Origin of the sequence: Streptomyces sp. NBC_01288, assembly GCF_035982055.1 — a bacterium.
Classification (GTDB): Bacteria; Actinomycetota; Actinomycetes; order Streptomycetales; family Streptomycetaceae; genus Streptomyces.
Genome location: NZ_CP108427.1, coordinates 5401902 through 5422429 on the forward strand (window position 1 = coordinate 5401902; position 20528 = coordinate 5422429).

16 protein-coding genes and 2 pseudogenes are annotated in these 20528 nt (G+C 69.8%); 7 read left to right on the plus strand and 11 right to left on the minus strand.

What is annotated here, in order from left to right; all coding sequences use genetic code 11:
* Nucleotides 1-69 precede the first annotated feature (69 nt).
* From OG194_RS24240 to OG194_RS24255, 4 genes are all read left to right on the plus strand, one after another.
* On the plus strand, nucleotides 70-3378 hold the full coding sequence (locus tag OG194_RS24240; RefSeq protein WP_327402917.1) for a GNAT family N-acetyltransferase: 3309 nt from the start codon (nucleotides 70-72) through the stop codon (nucleotides 3376-3378).
* A gap of 18 nt (nucleotides 3379-3396) precedes the next feature.
* Nucleotides 3397-3879 (plus strand): cupin domain-containing protein, encoded by a 483-nt coding sequence (locus OG194_RS24245; RefSeq protein WP_327407190.1) that lies wholly within the window; start codon nucleotides 3397-3399, stop codon nucleotides 3877-3879.
* A complete protein-coding gene (locus OG194_RS24250) occupies nucleotides 3867-4646 on the plus strand; it encodes an SDR family NAD(P)-dependent oxidoreductase (protein WP_327402918.1) in 780 nt (259 codons plus the stop codon). Before OG194_RS24245 ends, OG194_RS24250 begins: the two co-directional genes overlap by 13 nt.
* Before the next feature lie 147 nt (nucleotides 4647-4793).
* The gene (locus OG194_RS24255) at nucleotides 4794-6596 is read left to right on the plus strand and encodes a copper resistance CopC/CopD family protein (protein WP_327402919.1); all 1803 of its coding nucleotides are present in this window, start codon (nucleotides 4794-4796) and stop codon (nucleotides 6594-6596) included.
* A gap of 25 nt (nucleotides 6597-6621) precedes the next feature.
* Here the strand turns inward: OG194_RS24255 and OG194_RS24260 are convergent, their stop codons facing one another.
* On the minus strand, nucleotides 6622-7581 hold the full coding sequence (locus OG194_RS24260) for a DUF4041 domain-containing protein (RefSeq protein WP_327402920.1): 960 nt from the start codon (nucleotides 7579-7581) through the stop codon (nucleotides 6622-6624).
* A 395-nt stretch (nucleotides 7582-7976) separates the two neighbouring features.
* On the opposite strand from OG194_RS24260, the gene OG194_RS24265 reads away from it, so the two are divergent.
* Nucleotides 7977-8585, plus strand: coding sequence for a hypothetical protein (locus tag OG194_RS24265; protein ID WP_327402921.1), 609 nt, complete (start codon nucleotides 7977-7979; stop codon nucleotides 8583-8585).
* 582 nt (nucleotides 8586-9167) lie between these two features.
* On the opposite strand, the pseudogene OG194_RS24270 reads toward OG194_RS24265, so the two are convergent.
* Nucleotides 9168-10070, minus strand: a pseudogene (locus OG194_RS24270) (transposase).
* Between the two features lie 134 nt (nucleotides 10071-10204).
* Nucleotides 10205-10693, minus strand: coding sequence for a DUF4265 domain-containing protein (locus OG194_RS24275; protein ID WP_327402922.1), 489 nt, complete (start codon nucleotides 10691-10693; stop codon nucleotides 10205-10207).
* Nucleotides 10694-10924: 231 nt separating this feature from the next.
* Between OG194_RS24275 and OG194_RS24280 the strand changes: the two genes are divergently transcribed.
* Nucleotides 10925-11509, plus strand: coding sequence for a DinB family protein (locus OG194_RS24280; protein WP_327402923.1), 585 nt, complete (start codon nucleotides 10925-10927; stop codon nucleotides 11507-11509).
* 8 nt (nucleotides 11510-11517) lie between these two features.
* Here the strand turns inward: OG194_RS24280 and OG194_RS24285 are convergent.
* From OG194_RS24285 to OG194_RS24295, 3 genes and pseudogenes are all read right to left on the minus strand, one after another.
* Nucleotides 11518-12198: pseudogene (locus OG194_RS24285) on the minus strand (transposase).
* Nucleotides 12199-12492: 294 nt separating this feature from the next.
* Nucleotides 12493-13392 carry a haloalkane dehalogenase gene (locus OG194_RS24290; RefSeq protein ID WP_327402924.1) on the minus strand — a complete coding sequence of 300 codons (900 nt, stop codon included), beginning with the start codon at nucleotides 13390-13392 and terminating at the stop codon, nucleotides 12493-12495.
* Nucleotides 13389-14210: an SDR family oxidoreductase gene (locus OG194_RS24295; protein WP_327402925.1), complete on the minus strand. Its 822-nt coding sequence runs from the start codon at nucleotides 14208-14210 to the stop codon at nucleotides 13389-13391. The genes OG194_RS24290 and OG194_RS24295 overlap by 4 nt, the downstream gene beginning before the upstream one ends.
* A gap of 95 nt (nucleotides 14211-14305) precedes the next feature.
* On the opposite strand from OG194_RS24295, the gene OG194_RS24300 reads away from it, so the two are divergent.
* Nucleotides 14306-14959: a TetR/AcrR family transcriptional regulator gene (locus OG194_RS24300; RefSeq protein WP_442811615.1), complete on the plus strand. Its 654-nt coding sequence runs from the start codon at nucleotides 14306-14308 to the stop codon at nucleotides 14957-14959.
* Between the two features lie 10 nt (nucleotides 14960-14969).
* On the opposite strand, the gene OG194_RS24305 is transcribed toward OG194_RS24300, so the two are convergent.
* From OG194_RS24305 to OG194_RS24325, 5 genes are all read right to left on the minus strand, one after another.
* Nucleotides 14970-15992, minus strand: a complete 1023-nt coding sequence (locus tag OG194_RS24305) for a cytochrome c oxidase assembly protein (protein ID WP_327402926.1) — start codon at nucleotides 15990-15992, stop codon at nucleotides 14970-14972.
* A gap of 130 nt (nucleotides 15993-16122) precedes the next feature.
* Nucleotides 16123-17382, minus strand: a complete 1260-nt coding sequence (locus OG194_RS24310) for an ABC transporter permease (protein ID WP_327402927.1) — start codon at nucleotides 17380-17382, stop codon at nucleotides 16123-16125.
* Nucleotides 17379-18095 (minus strand): ABC transporter ATP-binding protein, encoded by a 717-nt coding sequence (locus tag OG194_RS24315; protein WP_442811616.1) that lies wholly within the window; start codon nucleotides 18093-18095, stop codon nucleotides 17379-17381. The genes OG194_RS24310 and OG194_RS24315 overlap by 4 nt, the downstream gene beginning before the upstream one ends.
* On the minus strand, nucleotides 18092-19537 hold the full coding sequence (locus OG194_RS24320; RefSeq protein WP_327402928.1) for a peptidoglycan-binding protein: 1446 nt from the start codon (nucleotides 19535-19537) through the stop codon (nucleotides 18092-18094). The genes OG194_RS24315 and OG194_RS24320 overlap by 4 nt, the downstream gene beginning before the upstream one ends.
* A complete protein-coding gene (locus tag OG194_RS24325) occupies nucleotides 19534-20496 on the minus strand; it encodes a hypothetical protein (RefSeq protein ID WP_327402929.1) in 963 nt (320 codons plus the stop codon). Before OG194_RS24325 ends, OG194_RS24320 begins: the two co-directional genes overlap by 4 nt.
* Nucleotides 20497-20528 lie beyond the last annotated feature (32 nt).

The window sequence follows — 20528 nt, forward strand, 5'->3', positions numbered from 1 at the left end:
GTAACTTAGGCAAGGCTAACCTAAAAAACAGCCGCAATGCAGACAGTCGCAATACAGAGAGGTCGCAGGGTGACAACCCAGATCTACCGAGATGCCTGGGGAATCCCCCACCTGCGTGCCGACAGCGCCGACGAACTGGCCCGCGCCCAGGGCCGCGTCACCGCCCTCGACCGCGGCTGGCAGATCGAGGTCGAACGGCATCGCGCGCAGGGCACGTCGGCCTCTTTCCTCGGCGTAGGCGCCCTGCCCTGGGATCTCTTCGCGCGGCGCGTGCGGCTCGACGACACGGCTCGGCGTTGTTTCGAGGCCTTGGAGAAGCGGGACCCGGAGACCGCGCGCTGGGTTCGGGCGTATGTCGACGGGGTCAATGAGGGGTTGGGGGTTGGTACTTCGGGATCTGGGGGTGGCGAGGGGGCCGCTTCCGCGCCGGCCTCCGCTTCCGTGGCCGGGATGGGGGACGCCTCGCTCTCCGGGTCGGGCGGGATGGGCGTACCCGCCTCGGGGTCGCGCGGGACGGGCACCCTCATCTCCGGGTCGCGCGGGACCGGAGACGCCTCGCCCTCCGGGTTCGGCGGAGCAGGTGTCCCTGCCTCGGGGCCGGGCGGGATGGGTGTCTTGGCCTCCGGGCCGGACCGGGCAGGCGCCCCCACCTCCGGGTCGGGCGGGACCGGAGGCGCCTCGCCCTCCGGGTTCGGCGGAGCAGGTGTCCCTGCCTCGGGGCCGGGCGGGATGGGTGTCTTGGTCTCCGGGCCGGACCGGGCAGGCGCCCCCACCTCCGGGTCGGGCGGGACCGGAGGCGCCTGGCCCTCCGGGTTCGGCGGAGCAGGTGTTCCCGCCTCGGGGCCGGGCGGGACGGGCGTCTTCGCCTCCGGTCGGGACCGAGCAGGCGCCCCCACCTCCGGGTCGGACAGAACAGGCACCCCCGCCCCCACGTCGGACAAGACAGCCGCCCCGGCCCCCGAGTTCGCCGACTCCGGCCTAACCCCCGGCCATTGGGACCCCTGGACCCCTCTCGGTATCTGGCTGGCCACCCACATCCTCTTCGCCGGGTTCCCCGCCAAGCTCTGGCGCGAAGAGGCGATACGGCACCTCGGGCCGGACGCCGTCGGGCTGTTCGCAACCGACGGCCCCGGTATCTCCGGCAGCAACGGCTGGCTGGTCAGCGGGGAACGGACCGTGACCGGGCGGGCCGTGCTCGCCGGTGATCCGCATCGCTTCATCGAGGACCCCGGCGTCTACCAGCAAGTCCACCTCTCCTGCCCGGAGTTCGACGTCGTCGGCCTCACCGTGCCCGGCGTCCCCGGTATCGCCCACTTCGGACACACCGGCACGGTCGCCTGGGCCATCACCAACGCCATGGCCGACTACCAGGATCTGTACCGGGAACGGTTGCGCCGCACCGGCGCCGGGGTGGAAGCCCTTGGCCCGGACGGGAGTTGGCGGCGCGCGGCCCGGCACATGGAGATCATCGAGGTGGCGGGGGAGGAGTCCGTCGAGGTCGAGGTGATCGAGACCGAGCGCGGGCCCGTCGTCATCGGCGGACCGGAAGGGCTTGACGGAGGCATCGTCGGCGGGGCGGAAGGACTCGACGTAGGCATCATCGGCGAACCGGAAGGGCGCGACGGAAGCGTCAGCGCCCCACTCGACATCCCGCCCCTCGCCGTCAGCCTCCGTTACCCGCCCCGCGTCACCGACGACCTCGGCTTCACCACACTCCTCCCCCTCCTCCGCGCCCGCCAAGTCGCCGACGTGGACCGGGCGTTCGACGACTGGGCCGAACCCGTCAACGTCGTCCAGGCCGCCGACACCGAGGGCGGACTGCTGCACCGGGTCGTCGGCAAGGTGCCCTTGCGTGCCGAGTCCAACCGCACCCGGCTCGTCCCCGCCTGGGAACCCGGTCACGAGTGGAGCGGCTGGCATCAACCACCCCGCGGACACCTCACCGACGACGGCATCGCCGTCATGGCCAACCAACGCGGCCCCGCCACCCCACTCGGCGTCGAGTTCGCCCCGAGCCACCGCGCCGACCGCATCACCGCACTGCTCGCCGAACGCGAGAAGTGGTCCGCCGCCGACATGCCCGCGATCCACATGGACGCCCATCTCGGTTCCGCCACACCCCTGTTGGACCACCTGGCGGTCTTGACCGACCTCAGCCCCGAGGCCTCCGCACTCCGCGACCGGCTGCTGACCTGGGACCGCCGCATGGACGCCGACAGCACCGACGCCGCCGCCTACGCGGCCGTGCGCGGCGCTGTCGTACGACGGCTCGCGGCGCACCCGGCGTTCGCCGCGCTGGCCGAACCGCCCGCGTACCCGGAGGTGTTCGCGCCGTGGCTCGCGTTGCTCCCCCGCGTCGCCTTCGCGCTCGAACACCTGCTGAGCGCACGGGAGTTGTACGGCATCGACCGGTCGGAGATCGTACGGGCGGCGGTCGAGGAGGCCGCGGCGAAGCCGGTCGGTATGTGGGGCGACACCCATCGCCTCGCACCCTGGCGGGCGTCCGGCGGAAGCCCAACTCCCGGTCCCGGCCTGGCCGGTGACCACGACTGCGTGCTGTGCACCTCCGCCGTACCCGGGCTCACCGATCTCAGCGCGCGGGGTCCGGCGGCCCGCTTCGTGTGGGACCTGGCCCGACGGGAGGACAGCCTGTGGGTGGTGCCGTTGGGGGCGTCGGGCGTGCCCGGTTCACCGCACCACCGCGATCAACTGCCCTTGTGGCTCAAGGGAGATCTGGCCCCGGTGATCACCGACTTCACCCGGCTCGAACCTCACAGAGACACAGCCCCCACCCGTGAACCGGTCCACTCACAACACATCACCGGCTTCGGCACCGTCCGCATCCTCCCCCTCGACCCGGTCGCCGACGCCGGGACGATCCACCGCTGGGTCAGTGAGCAACGGGCCTCGTTCTGGGGCATGAACGGCCTCACCCAGGCCCAAGTCACCGAGATCTACGCCCACATGGACACCCTCGACACCCACCACGCCCACCTGGTCACGAGGGACGACGAACCCGTCGCACTCCTCCAGACCTACGACCCCGCAGCCGACCGCGTCGGCGACTGCTACGCCGTAGAACCCGGAGACATCGGCATCCACCTCCTCCTCGCACCCGCCGGACCCGACGGCGACCGGCCCGGCTGGTCGGCGACGCTGATGGGCGTCCTCGCCACCTACGTCCTGCTCGGGCTGGACCGGCGCCGGGTCGTGGTCGATCCGGACGTGCGGAACGAGAAGGCGATCGCGCGGTTCCTGCGGCAGGGGTTCGTGGCGGGCCCGAGGGTCGTCCTCCCGGAGGTGGACATCCCGGACGTCTTCATCCCCGAAAAGCGCGCTCAACTGGCATTTCTCCCTCGCGAGGTGGCCTTCCCGTAGCCTGCCGAAGTGACCGGAGTGACCCCTGAAGACCTCGTCGCCCACTACGACCTGGAGCCGATCCCCCGCGAGGGCGGCCTGTTCCGCCAGACGTGGGCGGGCCCGGAACGGCCCGACGGCCGCCCGGAGGGCACCGCGATCGTCGCCCTGCTCACAGCGGACGACTTCTCCGCGCTCCACCGCCTCCCCGCCGACGAGGTCTGGCACTTCTACCTCGGTGACCCGCTCGAACTCCTGCTCCTCGCCCCGGACGGCACGTCGAGCACGGCGGTCCTCGGGCCGGACCCGCTGCACGGCCGGCACCTCCAGTTCACCGTGCCCGGCGGCACCTGGATGGGGGCACGGGTGGTGGCGGGCGGCACGTGGTCGTTCTTCGGCTGCACGATGGCACCCGGCTTCACCTACGACGGCTACGAGCACGGCGACGCGGGCGAGTTGACCGCCCGCTACGCCCGCACCCCGGCCGAGGCCGCCCGCATCACCGGGCTGTGCCGCCCGTGAGCGGCCTGCTGGAGGGCCAGTTCGCCCTGGTCACGGGCGCGAGCGGCGGCATCGGCCGGGGGATCGCGCTGCGGTTCGCGGAGGAGGGCGCGGCGGGAGTCGTCGTCCACTGTCGTACGGCTGTGGGGGCGGCCGGTGAAGTCGCTTCCCGGGTGCGGGAGTCGGGCGCCCGAGCCGTCGTACTGCAAGCCGATCTGACCGACGACGACGCCTGCCGCGGACTGGTCCGCGAGGCGGCGGAGTGGAGCGGCGGACGGCTGACCGCGCTGGTCAACAACGCGGGCGTACAGCCCACCCAACCCCTGCCCGGCATGACGGCGGCGGACTGGCGGACAGTCGTCGACACCAACCTGACCAGCGTCTTCGCCTGCACACAGGCTGCGGCCGAGGTGATGAGAGAACACGGTGCCGGCGGCACGGTGACGCACATCGCGTCCATCGAGGCGAGCGCGCCGGCCGCCCTCCACGCGCACTACTCCGCGTCCAAGGCCGCCGTCGTCATGCACGCGCGGTCGGCCGCCCTGGAGTACGGCCCGTACGGCATCCGCGTCAACACGGTCTCGCCCGGTCTGATCGACCGGGAGGGGTTGGCGGAGGCGTGGCCCGACGGGGTGCGGAGGTGGCGGGAGGCGGCGCCGACGGGGAGGCTGGGGCGGCCGGAGGATGTCGGGGACGCGTGTGTGTTCCTGGCCTCGCGTCTCGCCTCCTGGGTCACCGGGCACGACCTGGTCGTGGACGGCGGAGTGTTGGCGCGGCCCACCTGGTGAGCGAGACGTGTGTTTCCTCCGTACATAACCGCAGACCTGCAAGTCCGAAGACGGAGATATGACGTGCGCCGACGACGGAATGAGGGACAAGGATTTGGACGCGGCGGAGGAGGCGGACGGGGCGGCCGGCGAGGAGTTCAAGGGCTGGTGCTGCTGGGCTCCCTGCTGGTCCTGCTCCTCCTCGGCACCGCGGGCACCGCGTCCGCGCACGCCGCCCTCGAATCCACCGACCCCGCCGACGGCAGCGTCCTCAAGTCCGCCCCCCGCAGCGTCACCCTCACCTTCTCCGAGTCCGTCGCCCTCCTCGACGACTCCTTCCGCGTCTACGACCCCGACAACCGGCGGGTGAGGACGAGTTCCGCGCACCACGCGAAGGACGCGGGCGACACGGCGAGCGTGACCCTCCCGGCCAAGCTCGGCACCGGGACCTTCACGGTCGCCTGGCGCGTGGTCTCGGCCGACAGCCACCCGGTCTCGGGCGCCTTCACCTTCTCCATCGGTAAACCCTCCGCCACCACCACCCCCATCACCACGGCCCCGACCGAGGAACCCCTCACCGGCAGCCTCTACGACGTAGCCCGCTACTTCGCGTACATAGCCGCGGCCCTCCTCATCGGTACCGCCACCTTCGTGGCTCTGTGCCGCCCCCCGAACCCGACCGTCCTCAACAAGCCGATCCTGATGGGCTGGTGGACCCTGCTGGCGGCGACGGTCGCCCTCCTCATCCTCCGCGCGCCCTACGAAGCGGGCACCGGCCTGGCCACGGCCTTCGAACCCTCCGCGATCCCGAAGACACTGACTTCCCGCCCTGGCCTGGCACTTGCGGCCCGGGTGGTCCTGATCGCCGCAACAGCCTTCTATCTCCTACGACTTCGGGGGCGGGAGCGGTTCGGACGGGTGGCCCTGGGGACGGGTGCCGTCCTCGCGGTCGGGCTGGCGCTGACCTGGGCGTCGGCGGAGCACGCGTCCGCCGGGATCCAGGTGCCGGTGGCGATGACCTCGGCGGTGCTGCATCTGCTCGCTATGTCGGTGTGGCTGGGCGGCCTGACGGCCCTGCTCACCGTCCTCTACCGCTCGTCGGACCTCGACGCGGCCCCGGTGGCCCGTTTCTCCCGCCTCGCCTTCGCCTCGGTGACCGTCCTCGTCGTCACCGGCATCTACCAGTCCTGGCGCGGCCTCGGCTCCTGGGACGCCCTGACCGGGACGTCGTACGGCCGCATCCTCCTCGTGAAGCTCGGCGCGGTGACGCTGCTGCTCGCGGTGGCGGGGTGGTCGCGGCAGTGGACGGGGCGGCTGGTGGGGGCGGAAGTACGGCTCCGGGTACCGGAGTTGGTGCGGGCGGGGGCGGACGGGACGGTGGCTTCGGGGGAGTCTTCGGGAGGTGCGGGCGAGGGCGCCTCGCGTCCCGGTGACGGTTCCGAGGACGGGGGCGATGGTGCCCAGGACCGGGGTGACGGTTCCAAGGACCGGTACCGGCGCGGTCTGCGCCGCTCGGTGCTGTTCGAAGTCGGCGTCGGTGTCGTGGTGTTGGTGATCACCACCCTGCTGACCAACACCCTCCCCGGCCGGGCCGCGGCGGACGCGCAGAAGACGGCGACACCGGCCGGGATACCGGCGGCCTCGGTCACCACCGTCCCGTTCCGCGTCGGCAACTCCGGCGGCAAGGTACAGATCACCCTCGACCCCGGACGTGTCGGCCTGAACTCCGTCGAGGCGGTGGTCTACGGCCCCGACGGCGGTTTCGCCACCGTCCCCGAACTCCGGCTCTCCTTCACCCTCGCGGCCCAGAAGATCGGCCCCCTCGACGCCGACGTCAAGGACGAGGGCGGCTATTGGGGGACCAACTCCCTCAACCTGCCGATCGCCGGGACGTGGACGATGAAGGTCACGGTCAGGACGACGGACGTGGACCAGGTGAGCGTGTCCCGTCAGGTGCGGATCGTGCGGTAGGCGGTGGGCGGGGCGGGATGCGAGGTCACGTCGGCTGCTTGCTGGCCCGCCATTCCAGTGCCTGAGGCTCTTCCGTGAACTCGATCAGATGCTGGCCGGTGAACGGCCGTAGCGCGTCCCGTACTTCGGTCGGGGTGGCGTAGAAGAACTCCTTGCGGCTGTTGACCTGGTTCACCCGGCGTGGGGCGAACTGCCGGTGGAGTTCCGCTTCCAGGCCGACCGCGTCCTTGCTGAAGATCAGCGCGTGCACGTCGAAGCGGAACGGCACCGCCGCGCCGCTCAACTCGTAGATCCGGTCGAGGGGTTCGAGTCTGCGGGTCATGCCGATCTTCACGACGCGATCGCCGAACGCGCCGACGTTCGAGATGACGTAGACATAGCCGGTGCGGATGTTCGCCGCGCGGGTCTCGACGTCCTGCAACGCGCCCTCGATCTCGGCGAGTTTGGCCTCCATCTCCGCGTCCTTCTTCTGCATGAAGTCGGCGGTGAGCTCCAACTCCCGTACCCGCGCGCTGTGGTACTGGTCGCTGATCCGGATGTGCATGGTGGCGCCGAGCTTGGCGATCGTCTCGCGGCTCTTGCAGAGGCGGTCGACCAGCGAGCGCAGCCGGTGCGGGCGCATGGTCCGCACCGCGTAGTCGGCCTCGGCGTTGTAGGCGCGCAGCATCAGCTTGGAGAAGTCGCGGACCATCTTCTGGCCCTCGCGCGTGGAGCCGTTGACTGTCCAGCCCGTGATGGCGAGTACCGCCCGGTCGGTGCGGGCGAGGTTCTTGATCTCGGTCTGCAGGGTGTCGAGCCGGCTGCGGTAGGCGATGGCGTCGTGCAGGGCGTGCCGGTAGGCGTAGACCCCGGCCTCCTGCAACATCGCGGTCTCGTCCGTGACCACGATCCGCGCCTGCAAGTCGGCGAGCCGCCGCTCACCGTCGAACACCTCCTTGCGCGTCCGCTCGGTCTCCTTCGCCGTGTCCCGGGCGTCCTTCAACACCCCCTGCGCCTTCGCGGCGGCCAGCGGGGTGGGGGATGGGTCGATGCGGTGAACAACCCTACGTAGAAGATTCTGCGGGACTGCCGCTCAAGGCGGCGACGTTCACCAAGCTATACCCGATCCTTAGATAACCAAGGATCAATCCTTTGATTTCCTTTATTGAGCAAAGAGGGTACAGGAAAGGCAATATCGCCGAGTGTGCATGGTCGATTTATGCCGAAGGTGCGGGGGTTGTGCTTCATCGCTCGAAAGGGTCGTGGCGTAAGTAGTGGCCCTGAGTTAATCGCCAACCTCAAGTCTCGCTCAGAATGTTCGATTTTTCTTGACGATCACCTAAGTATTCGATGATTGTTCTGTCCATGTCGCTCCCGGCGGGGGTGAAACGGAGGGAACCAATGAACGCCACGCTAGCTCGCGCATGCACAGCCGCTGTACTGACCGCTTTTCTCGCTGTGGGAGGGGGAGGAGCGGGCACTGCCTTCGCGGTGGAGGCTCCGACGACGGTCAATCCTGACAATGCCGACCAGGACGGGAACCCGATCCCGCAGGCGCCGGCCGACGCCGACGTCGACGGTTCGGTCCACCCGGACGGTTGCCCGGCAGACCCGGGCTTCTCCTTCTCCAAAGTCAAGAGCACGTTCGTCGGTGACAAGACCAAGACCGTCTATGGACAGTCCGGCATTTTGCTCTCGGTCTCGGTGGCCAAGGGTCACACCTGGACAGGCACCTTCACGTATGCGGTCAAGTTCAGCGAAGGGATCCTCGTTGCGTCCGCCGAGGAGACCATCAGCGGCTCGATCTCCTACGCCAAGACCACCACCGTCACCCTCGGTGGGGCGTGGAAAGTTCCGGCGAACCAGGCGGATGGATGGCTTGCCCTTGGTTCGAAGGGATACTCCTTCAACTGGGAGCGCGGTTCTTACAACGGTGGCTGCAAGTGGATCGTCTCGAATCACGGGACCGCGAAGCTCCCGGCGCTCTCGCCCTACATCGCCCATTCGTGAGTTGAGGACGATCTGATGAAGCGCTCTCTGCTGGCCGCATCCCTGTCGGCCCTGGCCCTTGTGTCGGCCTGTTCGGGCGGCTCTCACTCTCAGGCGACCGCCACTCACGGGTCGACGTCGTCACCGGCGAAAGCGACGACGGGGTCCGACGCGACCCCCTCTCCGGCGCAGACCCCGACGAGTCCGGAACGCCTTCCCAATCCGGTCCAGTCGTCACTCCCTGTCGGGTCGAAGACGCTGTACACGGGGTCGGGGCATGGTGCGGGCGGCGTCACGCTTCCGGCGTCAGCGGGGAAAGCCTCATCCATCACGGTGATGTGGACATGCGCCGGTCCCTCCAAATTTAACGTAATCGCCGCTGGAAATTCCCTCATCGGGTCTCAGTGCGGTGACGGGAGCGGCGTGTTCACCGCCGAGATACCGCACGCCAAGATGCATGAACTGGCTTGGAAGTTCTCAGCAGCCAATTCGGTGATCTGGCGGATCGTCGTCACTCAGCCATAACCATCCGGGAACTGAGCAGTTCGCCATGAGCATTACGGTTGGCCGCACCGATCCCTCATGCCCGCTTTAGCTTGTTTTTCATGGTTTGTGAGCTTCGGGTTGATTGCGGTCAGCGATACTTTCAGTGCGTCTGGTCGATTTGCCCACGTCGTAACGGGTGGCGGGTTGCCGGTTCTTCGATCCAAGTGGGCGCCCTGGGCCGGGCGTTGAGAGTTTGGGCGCACAGGCCGGACTGTGCAGGTGAGGGCGGAGGTTCCTGAACCCGCGGCGGACGCGGGCCGGGGTGAGCCGGGCGGGCTCGGCCGGTTTCTCCCAGGGGCGGCGGAGATCGGCCGCGGCCTCGCGGGTGAGCCGGAGCTGGGTGTGTGCCGCGAGCACGAGCCACGTTCACCGGTCTGCGACCTCGGGGGTACGCAGCCCACTGCCCCTGGGCGATCAGATCGGTGACCACGCGGCGGACCTGGGCCGCGGTGACCTCGGCGACATCGTCGTCCGGGCCGAGGCGGACCGCGTCCAGCAGCTGGCACCACGACGTGCGACCCGTCTCCAGCGCGGCGACGAACGAGTACGGCCAGCCGGGAACTGGTCGCTGGAGCGTCCCGAGCGTCCGTAGACATGGCGGAACATCCGGTCCGGGCTGGTCGGCGCGTCGGGTCGCAGCCACGCGGAGACATCGACGGCCAGGACCGGGCGCCCATCGGCGGCCTTGGGCTGCGGCAGCATGGCCAGCGCCTTGCGCAGCCCGGCCGCGTCGATGCGGCCCTGGTTGAGCGCGTCGTACAACGTGCCGTGCCCACGCCGGTGCTCGGCCAGCAGCGTCAGATCGACCGGCGAGGTGACCGGGGCGTCCCCGCAGAGCATCGCGTCCGTGAGCTCGAACAGCGTGTCACCGCGCCGGGTCAGGCACGCGTAGAAGTCTTCTCGAAAGTGGGACGGGAAGTCGAAAGCGTCCCGCCGGGCATCATGGTCGAGCACACTCACCTCTGCTGCCTTCGTATGAACGTGATTCCGTGGCGGAACGCATGCTCATGCGGGGGTCGTCCGCCTGTCCGGCGAATGCCCAGGCGAGTGAACCTGTGCGCCTCGATGTTCGAGATCAGAGGCGAGAGTCAAACTCAGGCGTTCCACCACTCATCGGTGCCACAGCCGACCTCATAGTGCCACCAGCCTTCCTCTTGGCCTTGCGTCAGAAGGGCCTTGATCCCGGTGAAGTCCGCGCCGGCCGGCGCGGTGAAGGCCAGCATGGGGAAGTCCACACTGAAGACCTCGCCTCCAAGACTGAACGCCGAAAGGCGCTGATGCACCGCCTGCGGACTGCGTCCCAGGGGCCCGGTGGGCACGGGCACCACACGGACCGTGCAGTTGCCGGAGGAGCTGACCCGACCGACGGCCCAGTGGAGCCCGTGGGAGTCGGTCCGGTACCGCACCACGTCGCCTTCGGCCACCCCGTCCTGAAGGAAGGGGGCGTTCTGCACACGGGCCGTATCGTCGCCGAGCTTCGTGGCCCACAGCCCTTCCGTGTCCTGTGGGAACCACCCCTCACGAGGGACAAGGCGGAACCAGACCTTGATCTTCTCGACCGCGCTCTCCATGACGGTCATCATGCGCCGACCGGCAACACCGCCCCGCACCGGGACCGATCCGGGCGATCAACCGTAACTGTCACGCGAGTGCCTGGGGATAAAAGACAAGCCTAGAGGTTGTCTCACGTGGCAAGTTTTGCGAGCTTCTTGTAGCAGGTCAGGGCGGCGGCCACGGCCAGGCCTCGGTTCTGCCGGTCGTTGCGGACTACCGGATCTTGAGACTACGAGCAGCCCCTGGCAGGCTCATGCCGCATGATCGATGAATTCGCGAAAGACAACCTGCACGGGAGACTGCGGCGGGACCGCGAGGCGCTGCTCTGGAAACTCGACGGCTTGTCCGAATACGACGCCCGCCGACCTTTGACAGCCACCGGGACCAACCTCCTCGGCCTGGTCAAACACGTGGCTCTGGTCGAGGCCAGGTACTTCGGCGGGGTCTTCGACCGCCCTTCCCCGGAACCGCTGCCCAGGTGGCAGGACTCCGACGGCAGCGATCAGTGGGCGACCGAGGACGAGACCAGCGAGCAGATCATCGGGTTCTACCGGCGCACGTGGGAACACTCGGACGCGACGATCAACGAGCTTCCCCTCGACGCCCCCGGCCACGTGCCGTGGTGGCCGGAGCCTTACCCCAACACGAACCTGTTCGCCGTCATGACCCATGTCCTCAGCGAGACCGTCCGGCATGCCGGGCACGCCGACATCCTGCGCGAGGGCCTCGACGGCCGGACCGGGCTGCGCGCCGAACACGAGCGGCAGATCGACGAGGAAGCCCGTGCGGCCCACCGCGCGAAGATCGAGCAGGCCGCGCGGTCGGCCGCACCGATCAAGGCTTAGAGGATGCCTCACGTGGCGAGTTTCGCGAGCCGCTTGTAGCAGGCCAGGGCTGCGGCGAGGCCGAGGAAGGCAAGGAAGCGGCTTCCCTTTCGTCCGTACCGGATGGTGAGGCGGCGGTAGCCGAAGAGCCAGGCGATCGACCGCTCGATCTTCCAGCGGTGCCGGCGCAGGTGTTCTGCGGAGCGGCACGCCTTAACCGCGCGGATCTTCACCGGCCGTCTCCCGCGGGGCCCGCGCCGTGAACGGACGGCGGGCATGCCGAGGATCAGAGGCTTGAAAGCCTGACTGTCGTGCAGGTTCGCACCCGACACCGCCACAACCAGCGGCAGGCCCTGGGCCTCGGACAGCACGCGCAGTCTGCTGCCCTTCTTGCCGCGATCGACCAGTCCAGCTCGCCCCTGGCGCCGAGTTCGTCCAAGACGGCCCGATGCAACCCGCGCCACAACCCGACCTCGGTCCACGCGCTGAACCGGCGATGCGCGGTGGCCGGCGAAACCCCGAACGACTCCGGCAGATACCGTCACGCACACCCGCTCGTCAAGCACGTACACCACGGCCGTGAACACCGCCTGCTCGGCCACCGGAGCCGTACCACCGCCCTGCGGACGGGAGTTGAACCTCGGCAGCAACGGAGCGGTCAGCTCCCACCGTTCGTCCGGCACGAGCTGACGCGACAGATCAGCACCCACGATCCGGCATCATGTCGCATCAACAAACGATCACGTGAGACATCCTCTTAGCCAGACAGCTGTAGCTGCTGAGAGACGTCGTTCCGGTGGTGCTGGTTGGTAGGGCCACGAGTGGTGTCCTGCCTCTCAGCGATCAGGGGGCATCGAACTGGTGCGGCCTCGGCCACCCGGTAAGCACTCACTGACCCCAACCCCTGCCCCGGACGACGGAGCCCCGCCCCATCGTCGGGCGATCCCGGCACATACGGAGAGTCGCATTCTGTCGCCGTTCCGCGACACGCTCACCCGAGAGTCTCACCTCGTGATCGCTCTCTGACCATACGTAAGGCCGAGCCGCTCCACCCAGCCCGATATCGCGGCCGCGATCAACTCGGGCTGGTCCTCCGGTGTGTGATGGCCGGCGACGGCGTCCGCGTGCTCGATCTCCAGGGCGGCGATGTTCGCCGCGCACCAGGCGATGACGTCCTCACCCATCATCGTCCCCGCCCCGGGCGCGAACGTGAGCAGCAGCTTGGGTACCTCCGGGCTGGCCGCCAGCCACCGGTCGTAGGCCTCGATCCTGGTCACGACATCGGCGGGTTCGCCACCCAGCGGCATCGAGCGCGCCCAGCGCAGGAGGGGCCGGCGGCTCTCCCGGGTCGGGTACGGCTCGCGGTAGACGGCGAGGTCGGCCGGGGCGAGCGGGGTCGCGGAGGAGGCGGGCAGCGCCTGTTCGATGAAGGCGTTCTCGTCGAGGAGCATGGCCTCGCCGACGCCCTCCGTCTTGATCGCCCGGAACAGCTCCCGGCCCCCGTCCGGAAACTCCTCCCAGGTCATCGGCTTGACGATGGTCTCCGTGAACGCGATGCCCCGCACCCGGTCCGGATGACGCGTGGCCCAGTCGAAGGCCAGGGCGCCTCCCCAGTCATGCCCGACCAGCACCACGTCCCGCAGCCCGAGCGCGTCGAACCAGGCGTCCAGGTACCGGGCGTGATCGGCGAAGGAGTACGCGATCTCCGGCTTGCCCGAGTCGCCCATGCCGATGAGGTCCGGCGCCAGTAGCCGCCCGGAAGCGACACCCGGCATGACGTTCCGCCACAGGTACGACGAGGTCGGGTTGCCGTGCAGGAACACGATCGGGGCTCCAGCGCCCAACTCCCGGTGGGACATCGTCGAGTTGAGGACGCGCGTCGAACGGGTTGCCGTGGCGGTCACCGGAACGCCACCGCGTTCCGCTCCGCCCACGCCGCGAACGTACCCGGGGCCCGCCCCAACACCCGCTCCGCATCGGGACTCACCCGCTGCTCCTCCTCGGACGGCGTCCCCAGGATGCTCAGCGTGCCCTCGACCAGGGGCAGGGGCATGAACCGTGCCATCAGCTCATACGCCTGCGCGCGGGACTGCTCCGTGAAGGTCACCGGCTCACCCAGTGCCGCCGCTATCGCCGCCGCCCGCGCGCGCGGTGTCGTCGGCGCGGGGCCGGTCAGGACGTAGGTCGCGCCCGTGTGGGTGTCGTCGCGCAGCACGGTGGCGGCGACCTCGGCCACGTCGTCGGGGTCGGCGAAGGGCAGGCCCACGTCACCGAAGGGTGCCGCCGCCGTGCGCCCGGCGCGGATCGACTCGGCCCAGGCGAACGCGTTGCTGTCCAGCCCGCCCGGCCGCAGGATCGTCCAGTCGAGCCCCGACTCCCGTACGGCCGCCTCGAATTGACGCGGTTGTGCGTACGCCTCGGGCCGGGTCCCCGCCCCCTGCGAGGACACCAGCACCACCTTGCGGACACCGGCCGCCTTGGCCACGTCCAGAATGTCGTACGGCCGCTCGCCCGCCATCAGCAGGAACAGCGCCCGGGCCCCCTCGAACGCACCCCGCAGACCGTCCGGTTCGCCCAGGTCGGCGGCCACCGCCCGCACCCCGGGCGGCACTTGGGCCTCGCCGATGTGCCGGGCCACGGCCGTCACCGGGACCTGGTCCTCCGTGAGGATCCGCACCAGCGTCCGTCCCACGTTCCCGGTCGCTCCTGTCACCGCGATCATGTCGTTACCCCCGTCATGTATGAGTTAGTTGGCTGACTAACTCCGTCGAGAAGAAGCTAGCACGACCGACCCGCGTGTTGTCTATAGTTAGTCAGGTGACTGACTCAAAGGATTCCCGGCCCGCCCAGTCGGCGCAGCCTGCCAAGTCGGCGCAGCCCGCCAAGCCAGCCCGGCCCGCCGCCGGCAAACGGCAGCGCCTGACGACCGCCACCGCCCGGGTCCTGCACGAGCAGGGCGTGGAGCGTACGACCATCGCCGACATCGCCCGCGCCGCCGACGTCCCGACGGGCAACGTCTACTACTACTTCAAGACCAAGGACGAGCTGATCGAGGCGGCCCTCTCCGAGCACACCGGCAACCTGGAGACCCTGACCGCGCAGCTCGACCGGCTCCCCGACCCGCGCGAACGCCTCAAGGCCCTCATCGGCGGCTGGGTCGAGCAGAAGGACATGGCGGCACGCCACGGCTGCCCCATGGGCACCCTCGCCGTAGAGCTGGACAAGCGCTACGAGGACGGCCTCGATCTCGCCGCGGGCCAGGTCATACGGCGACTGGTGGACTGGGTGGCGGAGCAGTACCGGCAGCTCGGCGCGGCCGACCCCGAGGGCCTCGCCCTGACTCTGATCGGCGCCTATCAGGGCATGTCGTTGCTCTCCAACGCCCTGCGCGACCCGGAGATCATGACCCGTGAAGGGGCCCGGCTGATCAGGGAGTTGGACAGTCTGGACGGTCTGGACAGCCGGGTCTGAGAGCCGGTCGCTACCGCTGCCCCCGGATGCGCTGCGCGACCTCGCTGTTCTCGGTCTCCCACCAGGGGCGTACGAGATCGGGCCCTTCAGTAGAAGTCCCCGTTTCAGCCCCCGTCGCCGCACCCGTCGCCGTCCCCGTCGAGCCCTCCGCGGGCCTCGCCCGGACCACTTCCAGTTCCGCGTCCAGCCGCCGGTCCAGAGCCACCGTCTCGGCGCGTTCCGTGCGCGCCCACTGGACCAGGATCGCGAGAAGGAAGGGGAGGGCGACCAGTTCGGCGATGCTGACCATCGCGCCGCCGCCGAGTTGCTGGTCGTGCTGGACGTCGGGAGCCCAGGACGGGGAGTGGCTCAGGTACCAGGACCCGGCGATCAGCGTGCCGTGGGTCATCACCACGATGCCCGGTACCGCGTCGATGATCCCGTCGACGAACACGAGCCCCGCCCGCACCGGATGCGTGCACCAGGCGGGCAGCGCCTCCTCCCGGGTGAGCACCGGCAGCACGAACAGGCTCCCGGCGAGCAGCAGATGGAGGTACATCAGCTGGTGCAGCCAGTTGTCGGCGAGGGCGGTCTCGAAGTATGGCGTGAAGTAGATCGTCAGCTCGGTCGCCAACACCAGGGCCGTACTGACCAGGGGGAACGTGAGCAGCCGGAACAGTCGACCGGTCATCGCCCCTTGCGCGCGAGCCGCCGCACGTTCGGGCAGGGCGCGCAGAGCCAGCCGTAGCGGATCGCCCAGGGCCAGGCCGAGCGGGGCGATCAGGTCGAGGAGGACGTTCTGGACGGCGGCCGGCCAGAACAGCACGCGGTCGTACACGGCGAGCGCGGACATCGTCGCGACCACGATCGTGCCGAGGCCGAGCAGCGCGAACGCGACGGTCCGCGCCACCGGCCACGCCTCGCCGCGCCGCCGCAGGCGCAGGACGCCCCAGCCGTACAGGCCGCCGAGGAGTACGACGACCAGCAGCGCGGGGACGTCCGCCTGCCACGAGGAGAACAGCCGACCCAGGGTGAGCTGCGGCGGGGTCTCCATCGCGATCTACCTCCACGGACGGCTCGGTGGTTCTGCCGGATTCGCCGGATCTGCCGCAGCACTCTATGCGGCGGAGCGGCGCGCCGTGGACCCGCCCCCTCGACCGGTCCCGTTCGCCGGCGGGAATGTCCTACGACGGCGCGCGCAACGCGTCCACCGGCTCCATCCGAGCAGCCCGCAGCGACGGATACAGCCCCGCGAGGAGCCCGACGAGCGCACCGGCGAGCGGCGCCCCCAGCGCGAGCCGCAGATCCAGCACCGGCGTCCACTCCTTGAACACGGCGACGCACACCACGACCGCGATGCCCAGGGCCGCGCCCACGACTCCGCCCAGCAGCCCGATGGTCGTCGACTCCAGCAGGAACTGTCCGGCCACCTGGCGCCGTGACGCGCCCAGGGAGCGCCGTAGCCCGATCTCGCCGATCCGTTCCATCACCGTCACCAGCGTCACATTGGCGATGCCGATCGCGCCGACCACGAGGGAGACGAGGCCGAGGACGAGGAAGAGGCTGTTGGTGTCGTTCTGGACGCCGGCGCGGGCCTTGGAGAGGTCGGGCGGTGCCACGACGGCGAGCGAGTCCTGGTGCCCGGGCGCGAGGGCGATCGGTGCTTGCCGCGCGACCTGCTTGGCCGCGCCCAGTGCGGTGTTGACCAGCACGCGGGTGATGTTCCGCAGCCCGATCCGGTCGGCCGCGGTCGTCGGCGGCACCATCACCGCGGTGGACAGCCGCGCCTCGCGCCGGATCCCGCCGAGGATGCCGATGACGGTGTACGACTGCCCGCGGAAGAAGACCGCGGGCGCGTCCTCCACCCGCTTGATGCCGAGCAGCCGCGCCGCCTGGTCGCCGAGCACCACCACGTGGTCGCGCCGGGCGATGTCCCCGGCGTCGTAGAACCGTCCCGCGGTCATCCGTCCGTGCACGGCCGCGGGCAGCCCCGCCGAGGCGGCGACCACGGCGAGGGTCTGGCCGGACAGGTCGCCGGGCGCGGTCACGTCGTTGGCCCGCACCTGCACGCTGTCGGTGGCGGCCGAGTCGGCGAGCGCGGCCACCGACTCCACCCCCGCCAGCCGTGCCACGGCGTCGGTCCCCGACCACGGCACCAACGGCCCGTCGTCCTCCGCGCCGGGCAGCGGTTCCGGCACGGTCACGGTCACCGAGGTCGCGGTGAGCGCGTCGAACCGGCCCACGATCTGGTTGCCCGCGGTGGACGCCACCCCGATGGTGATGACGAGCGTGGTGATGCCGAGGACCGTGCCGAGCGTGGTCAGCGCGGACCGCACCGGCCGGGCGAGAACCCCCGCGAGGGCCTCCGTCCACAGATCCCGGGGATCCATCCAGGGCCGCTCGACCCGCACGGAGTTCTCCAACTCCTGCTCTACGACGCTCACTTGGCCTCCTCCGCCAGGCGCCCGTCGGTGATCCGGACCCGCCGCCCCGCCCGACGGCTGACCGCGTCGTCGTGGGTGATCACGACCAGGGTCATGCCCTGGGCACACAGGTCGTCGAAGAGTTCCAGCACGGAGAGGGTGTTCTCGGTGTCCAGGTTGCCGGTCGGCTCGTCGCAGAGCAGCAGCGCCGGGTCGCTGAGCAACGCCCGTGCGATGGCGACCCGTTGACGTTCACCGCCGGACAGCCGGTCGGGCCGGAAACCCACCCGGTGCCCCAACCCCACCTGTTCCAGGGCCTGATGGGCGCGGGCGAGCCGCCCACCCCGCCCCCGTTCGGGCCGCGGCCTGCGGTACACCTCGGCCAGCATCACGTTCTCGTCGACCGTCCGGTACGGCAACAGGTGGAAGGACTGGAACACGAACCCGATCCGGCTCCCGCGCAAGGAAGTTCGTTCGAGATCGCCGAGGCCGGTGGTCTCCACGCCGTCCAGCAGATACGAACCCGCCGTGGGCCGGTCCAGCAGGCCGAGCGTGTTGAGCAGCGTGGACTTCCCGGAACCGGACGGTCCGACGATGGCCAGGTGTTCGCCACGCCGTACGGTCAAGTGGACGTCGCGCAGGGCGTGCACGGGCGGGTCGGAGGGGAACGTCCGCTCCACACCGGTGAGTTGGATGACGGTATCGACCTCGGCATCGACCACGGTGTCGATCACTCGCCCACCACCACCCTCTCGCCCGCCTTCAACACGCCTTCCTCCGGCTTGACTTCGACGACCCCGGCGGCGGAGAGCCCGACGGTGACATGGACGTCGGTCACGGTGGTGCCGCGCTCGACCTTGACCCGGGCCCGTCCGTCCGACGAGGTGTGGATCGCGGCCATCGGCACGGTCAGCACCTTGCCGTCGGAGGCCCCGACCTTGATGGTCACCTTCACGGCGGCCTCGGCCTCACCGGCGAGCGGCCCGGGTTCCGGGACGGCGATCCGCACCTGGACGGCGGCGGTGGAGTCGGCGGCGGAGTCCGTTTCGGCGGTGGTGGAGGGGGCCGTAGCGGCGGAGTCCGCACCCGACGAGGAATCGGAACCGTCCGCCACGACGTCCACCGTGCCCTGCGCCGACTTGCCGTCCGCCGTGGTCAGTTGGGCGGTCATACCGTGGCGGAGGAGCTGGGCGTCGGTGCCGGGGACGGCGGCCTGCACGACCACGTCGGAACTGGTCACCGTGCCGATCTGGGCGGACGGGGTGTCGCCCGTCTTCACGCTCACCTTGTCCAGCCGCGCGGGCAGCTTCGGCAGGAAGACGACCTCGCCGGCCGGGACCTTCGTACCGTAGGTGGCCTTGAAGCTGCTGAGCGCGTCGTTCGCCAAGTCCAGTGCCTTCTGGGCGGACTTGACCTGGATCTCGTGGACCTGCTTGTCCGTGCTGGACTGCGGGGCGGGGCTGCTGGACGCCCCGGTCTCACTGGAACTGTCCTCACCCGAACCGCTGTTGGTGGTGAGGAGCGCCTCCTGTGCGGCGGAGACGGCCTGTTCGAGCGAGCCGAGCTGCTGCTGATCGGCGGGGCTCGGCTCCTGGGCGTCGTACCCCTTGCTCTTGTACCAGTCGGAGACGGCGGTGGCGGTCCCCTGCCCGTACGTCCCGCCGGTACCACCGGGGTCGAACCCGAGCCGCTTCAAAGCCTTCTGAAGCTGGGTCACATCGTCGCCCGAAGTGCCGGGCCCCAGCGCCCGGTACATCGGTACGGAACCGCCGAGGGCGAACACCGGACGGCCGTTGACCGTCATCAGGACGTTGCCCTCCTTGATCTTCGTACCGGCCACCGGCGCCTTGGTGACCCGCTGTTCGGCGCCCTCGCCGTCCGCACCGGCCGCCGCCCCGCTGCCGACCGGCCCGGCCAGCGACAACGGCCGCGGTGACGCGAACTCGACCGACCCGGTCGCCACGACACTCGCGGTGAGCGACTGCCGTACGACCGCGACGGTCACCGGCCCGGCCTTCGGTGCCTGATGCGCGGCGGCGGCGTCCGCGGGCGACTGCACCTGCGTACCGGCGAACCACCCACCCGCCCCGACCAGCACCACCGCCGAGACAACGGCCCCAAGTCGCCTACGACCGCTGCCGATTCGGCTGGACGCGTCGTCCCCCGAGCGGCTCATGCGTTTTCCCCGTAGTAGGGCTTGGCCTTCTCCTTGGGGAAGTAGGCGGCGCGGAACTTCTTGCCGCACTCCAGGTCCTTGAGGGCGATGCCGATGTCCTTGTTGAGGAGGGGCAGCGCGGCGTCCTTGCTCATCGACAGGAAGTTCTCCGGCAGTTGGCGGGAGATGTCGAGGCGGACCATGTCGACCATGCCGGTCGGCTGGGTGGTGCTGACCGTGATGCCCTGGCCGGTCAGGCAGGTCGCGAACTGCTGGGCGAGCTGGACGAGTTGGGCGTCACCGTTGAGCGCGAGGCCGTTGGCGCGGTTCTGGTCGTCGCGGGCCTTCTCCGCGTTCTTCTCGGCCGCCGCGCTGAGCGCCGGCCCGTGCGCCGCGACCCGCCCCGTCTCCGAGCACCCGCCGACCTTCTCCTCCGCCTTGGTCTTGGCCGGGGGACCGGTCAGCGCGATGTCGTACGCCTTCTTCTGGGCGTCGGTCAGACCGACCTCGTCCTGGTCCTGGGGTGAGGTCCGCTTGGCCATCGCGGCTTTGCTGAAGGGGACGTCGGGGTCGTTCGGGTAGACGACGCCGGCGTAGTACCCGAAGCCGTACTTCTGTCGGAACTGCTTGGCCCGCGCGTAGTCCTCCCCGTCGAGCGAGGCGTACGGATCGGCCGCGGTCGAGGTCTGCACATGCGGGGTGTAGGTGAAGCCCTGCTTCTTCATGCAGACCGCGATGGCGTTCTCCTCGATGTACTGCTTCTTCGTGTCCGCGTCCACGCCGTCCGGGACGGTGAGTTGGGTGGCGCCGTTGACTGTCGTCGTGGCCGGGCTCGAAGACGAACTCCCTTCGTTGGAGGCCGACGTGCTGTCGGACTTGCTGTCGGAGCCGCCGCAGGCGGCGAGTAGGGGGAGCAGTCCGAGGGTGAGGGCCAGGGCGGACGTACGTATTCCGGGCGTGCCGAATTTAGGCATGCTCATGCCATGCACTCCTTCAGGGGTGATCAGGGGTG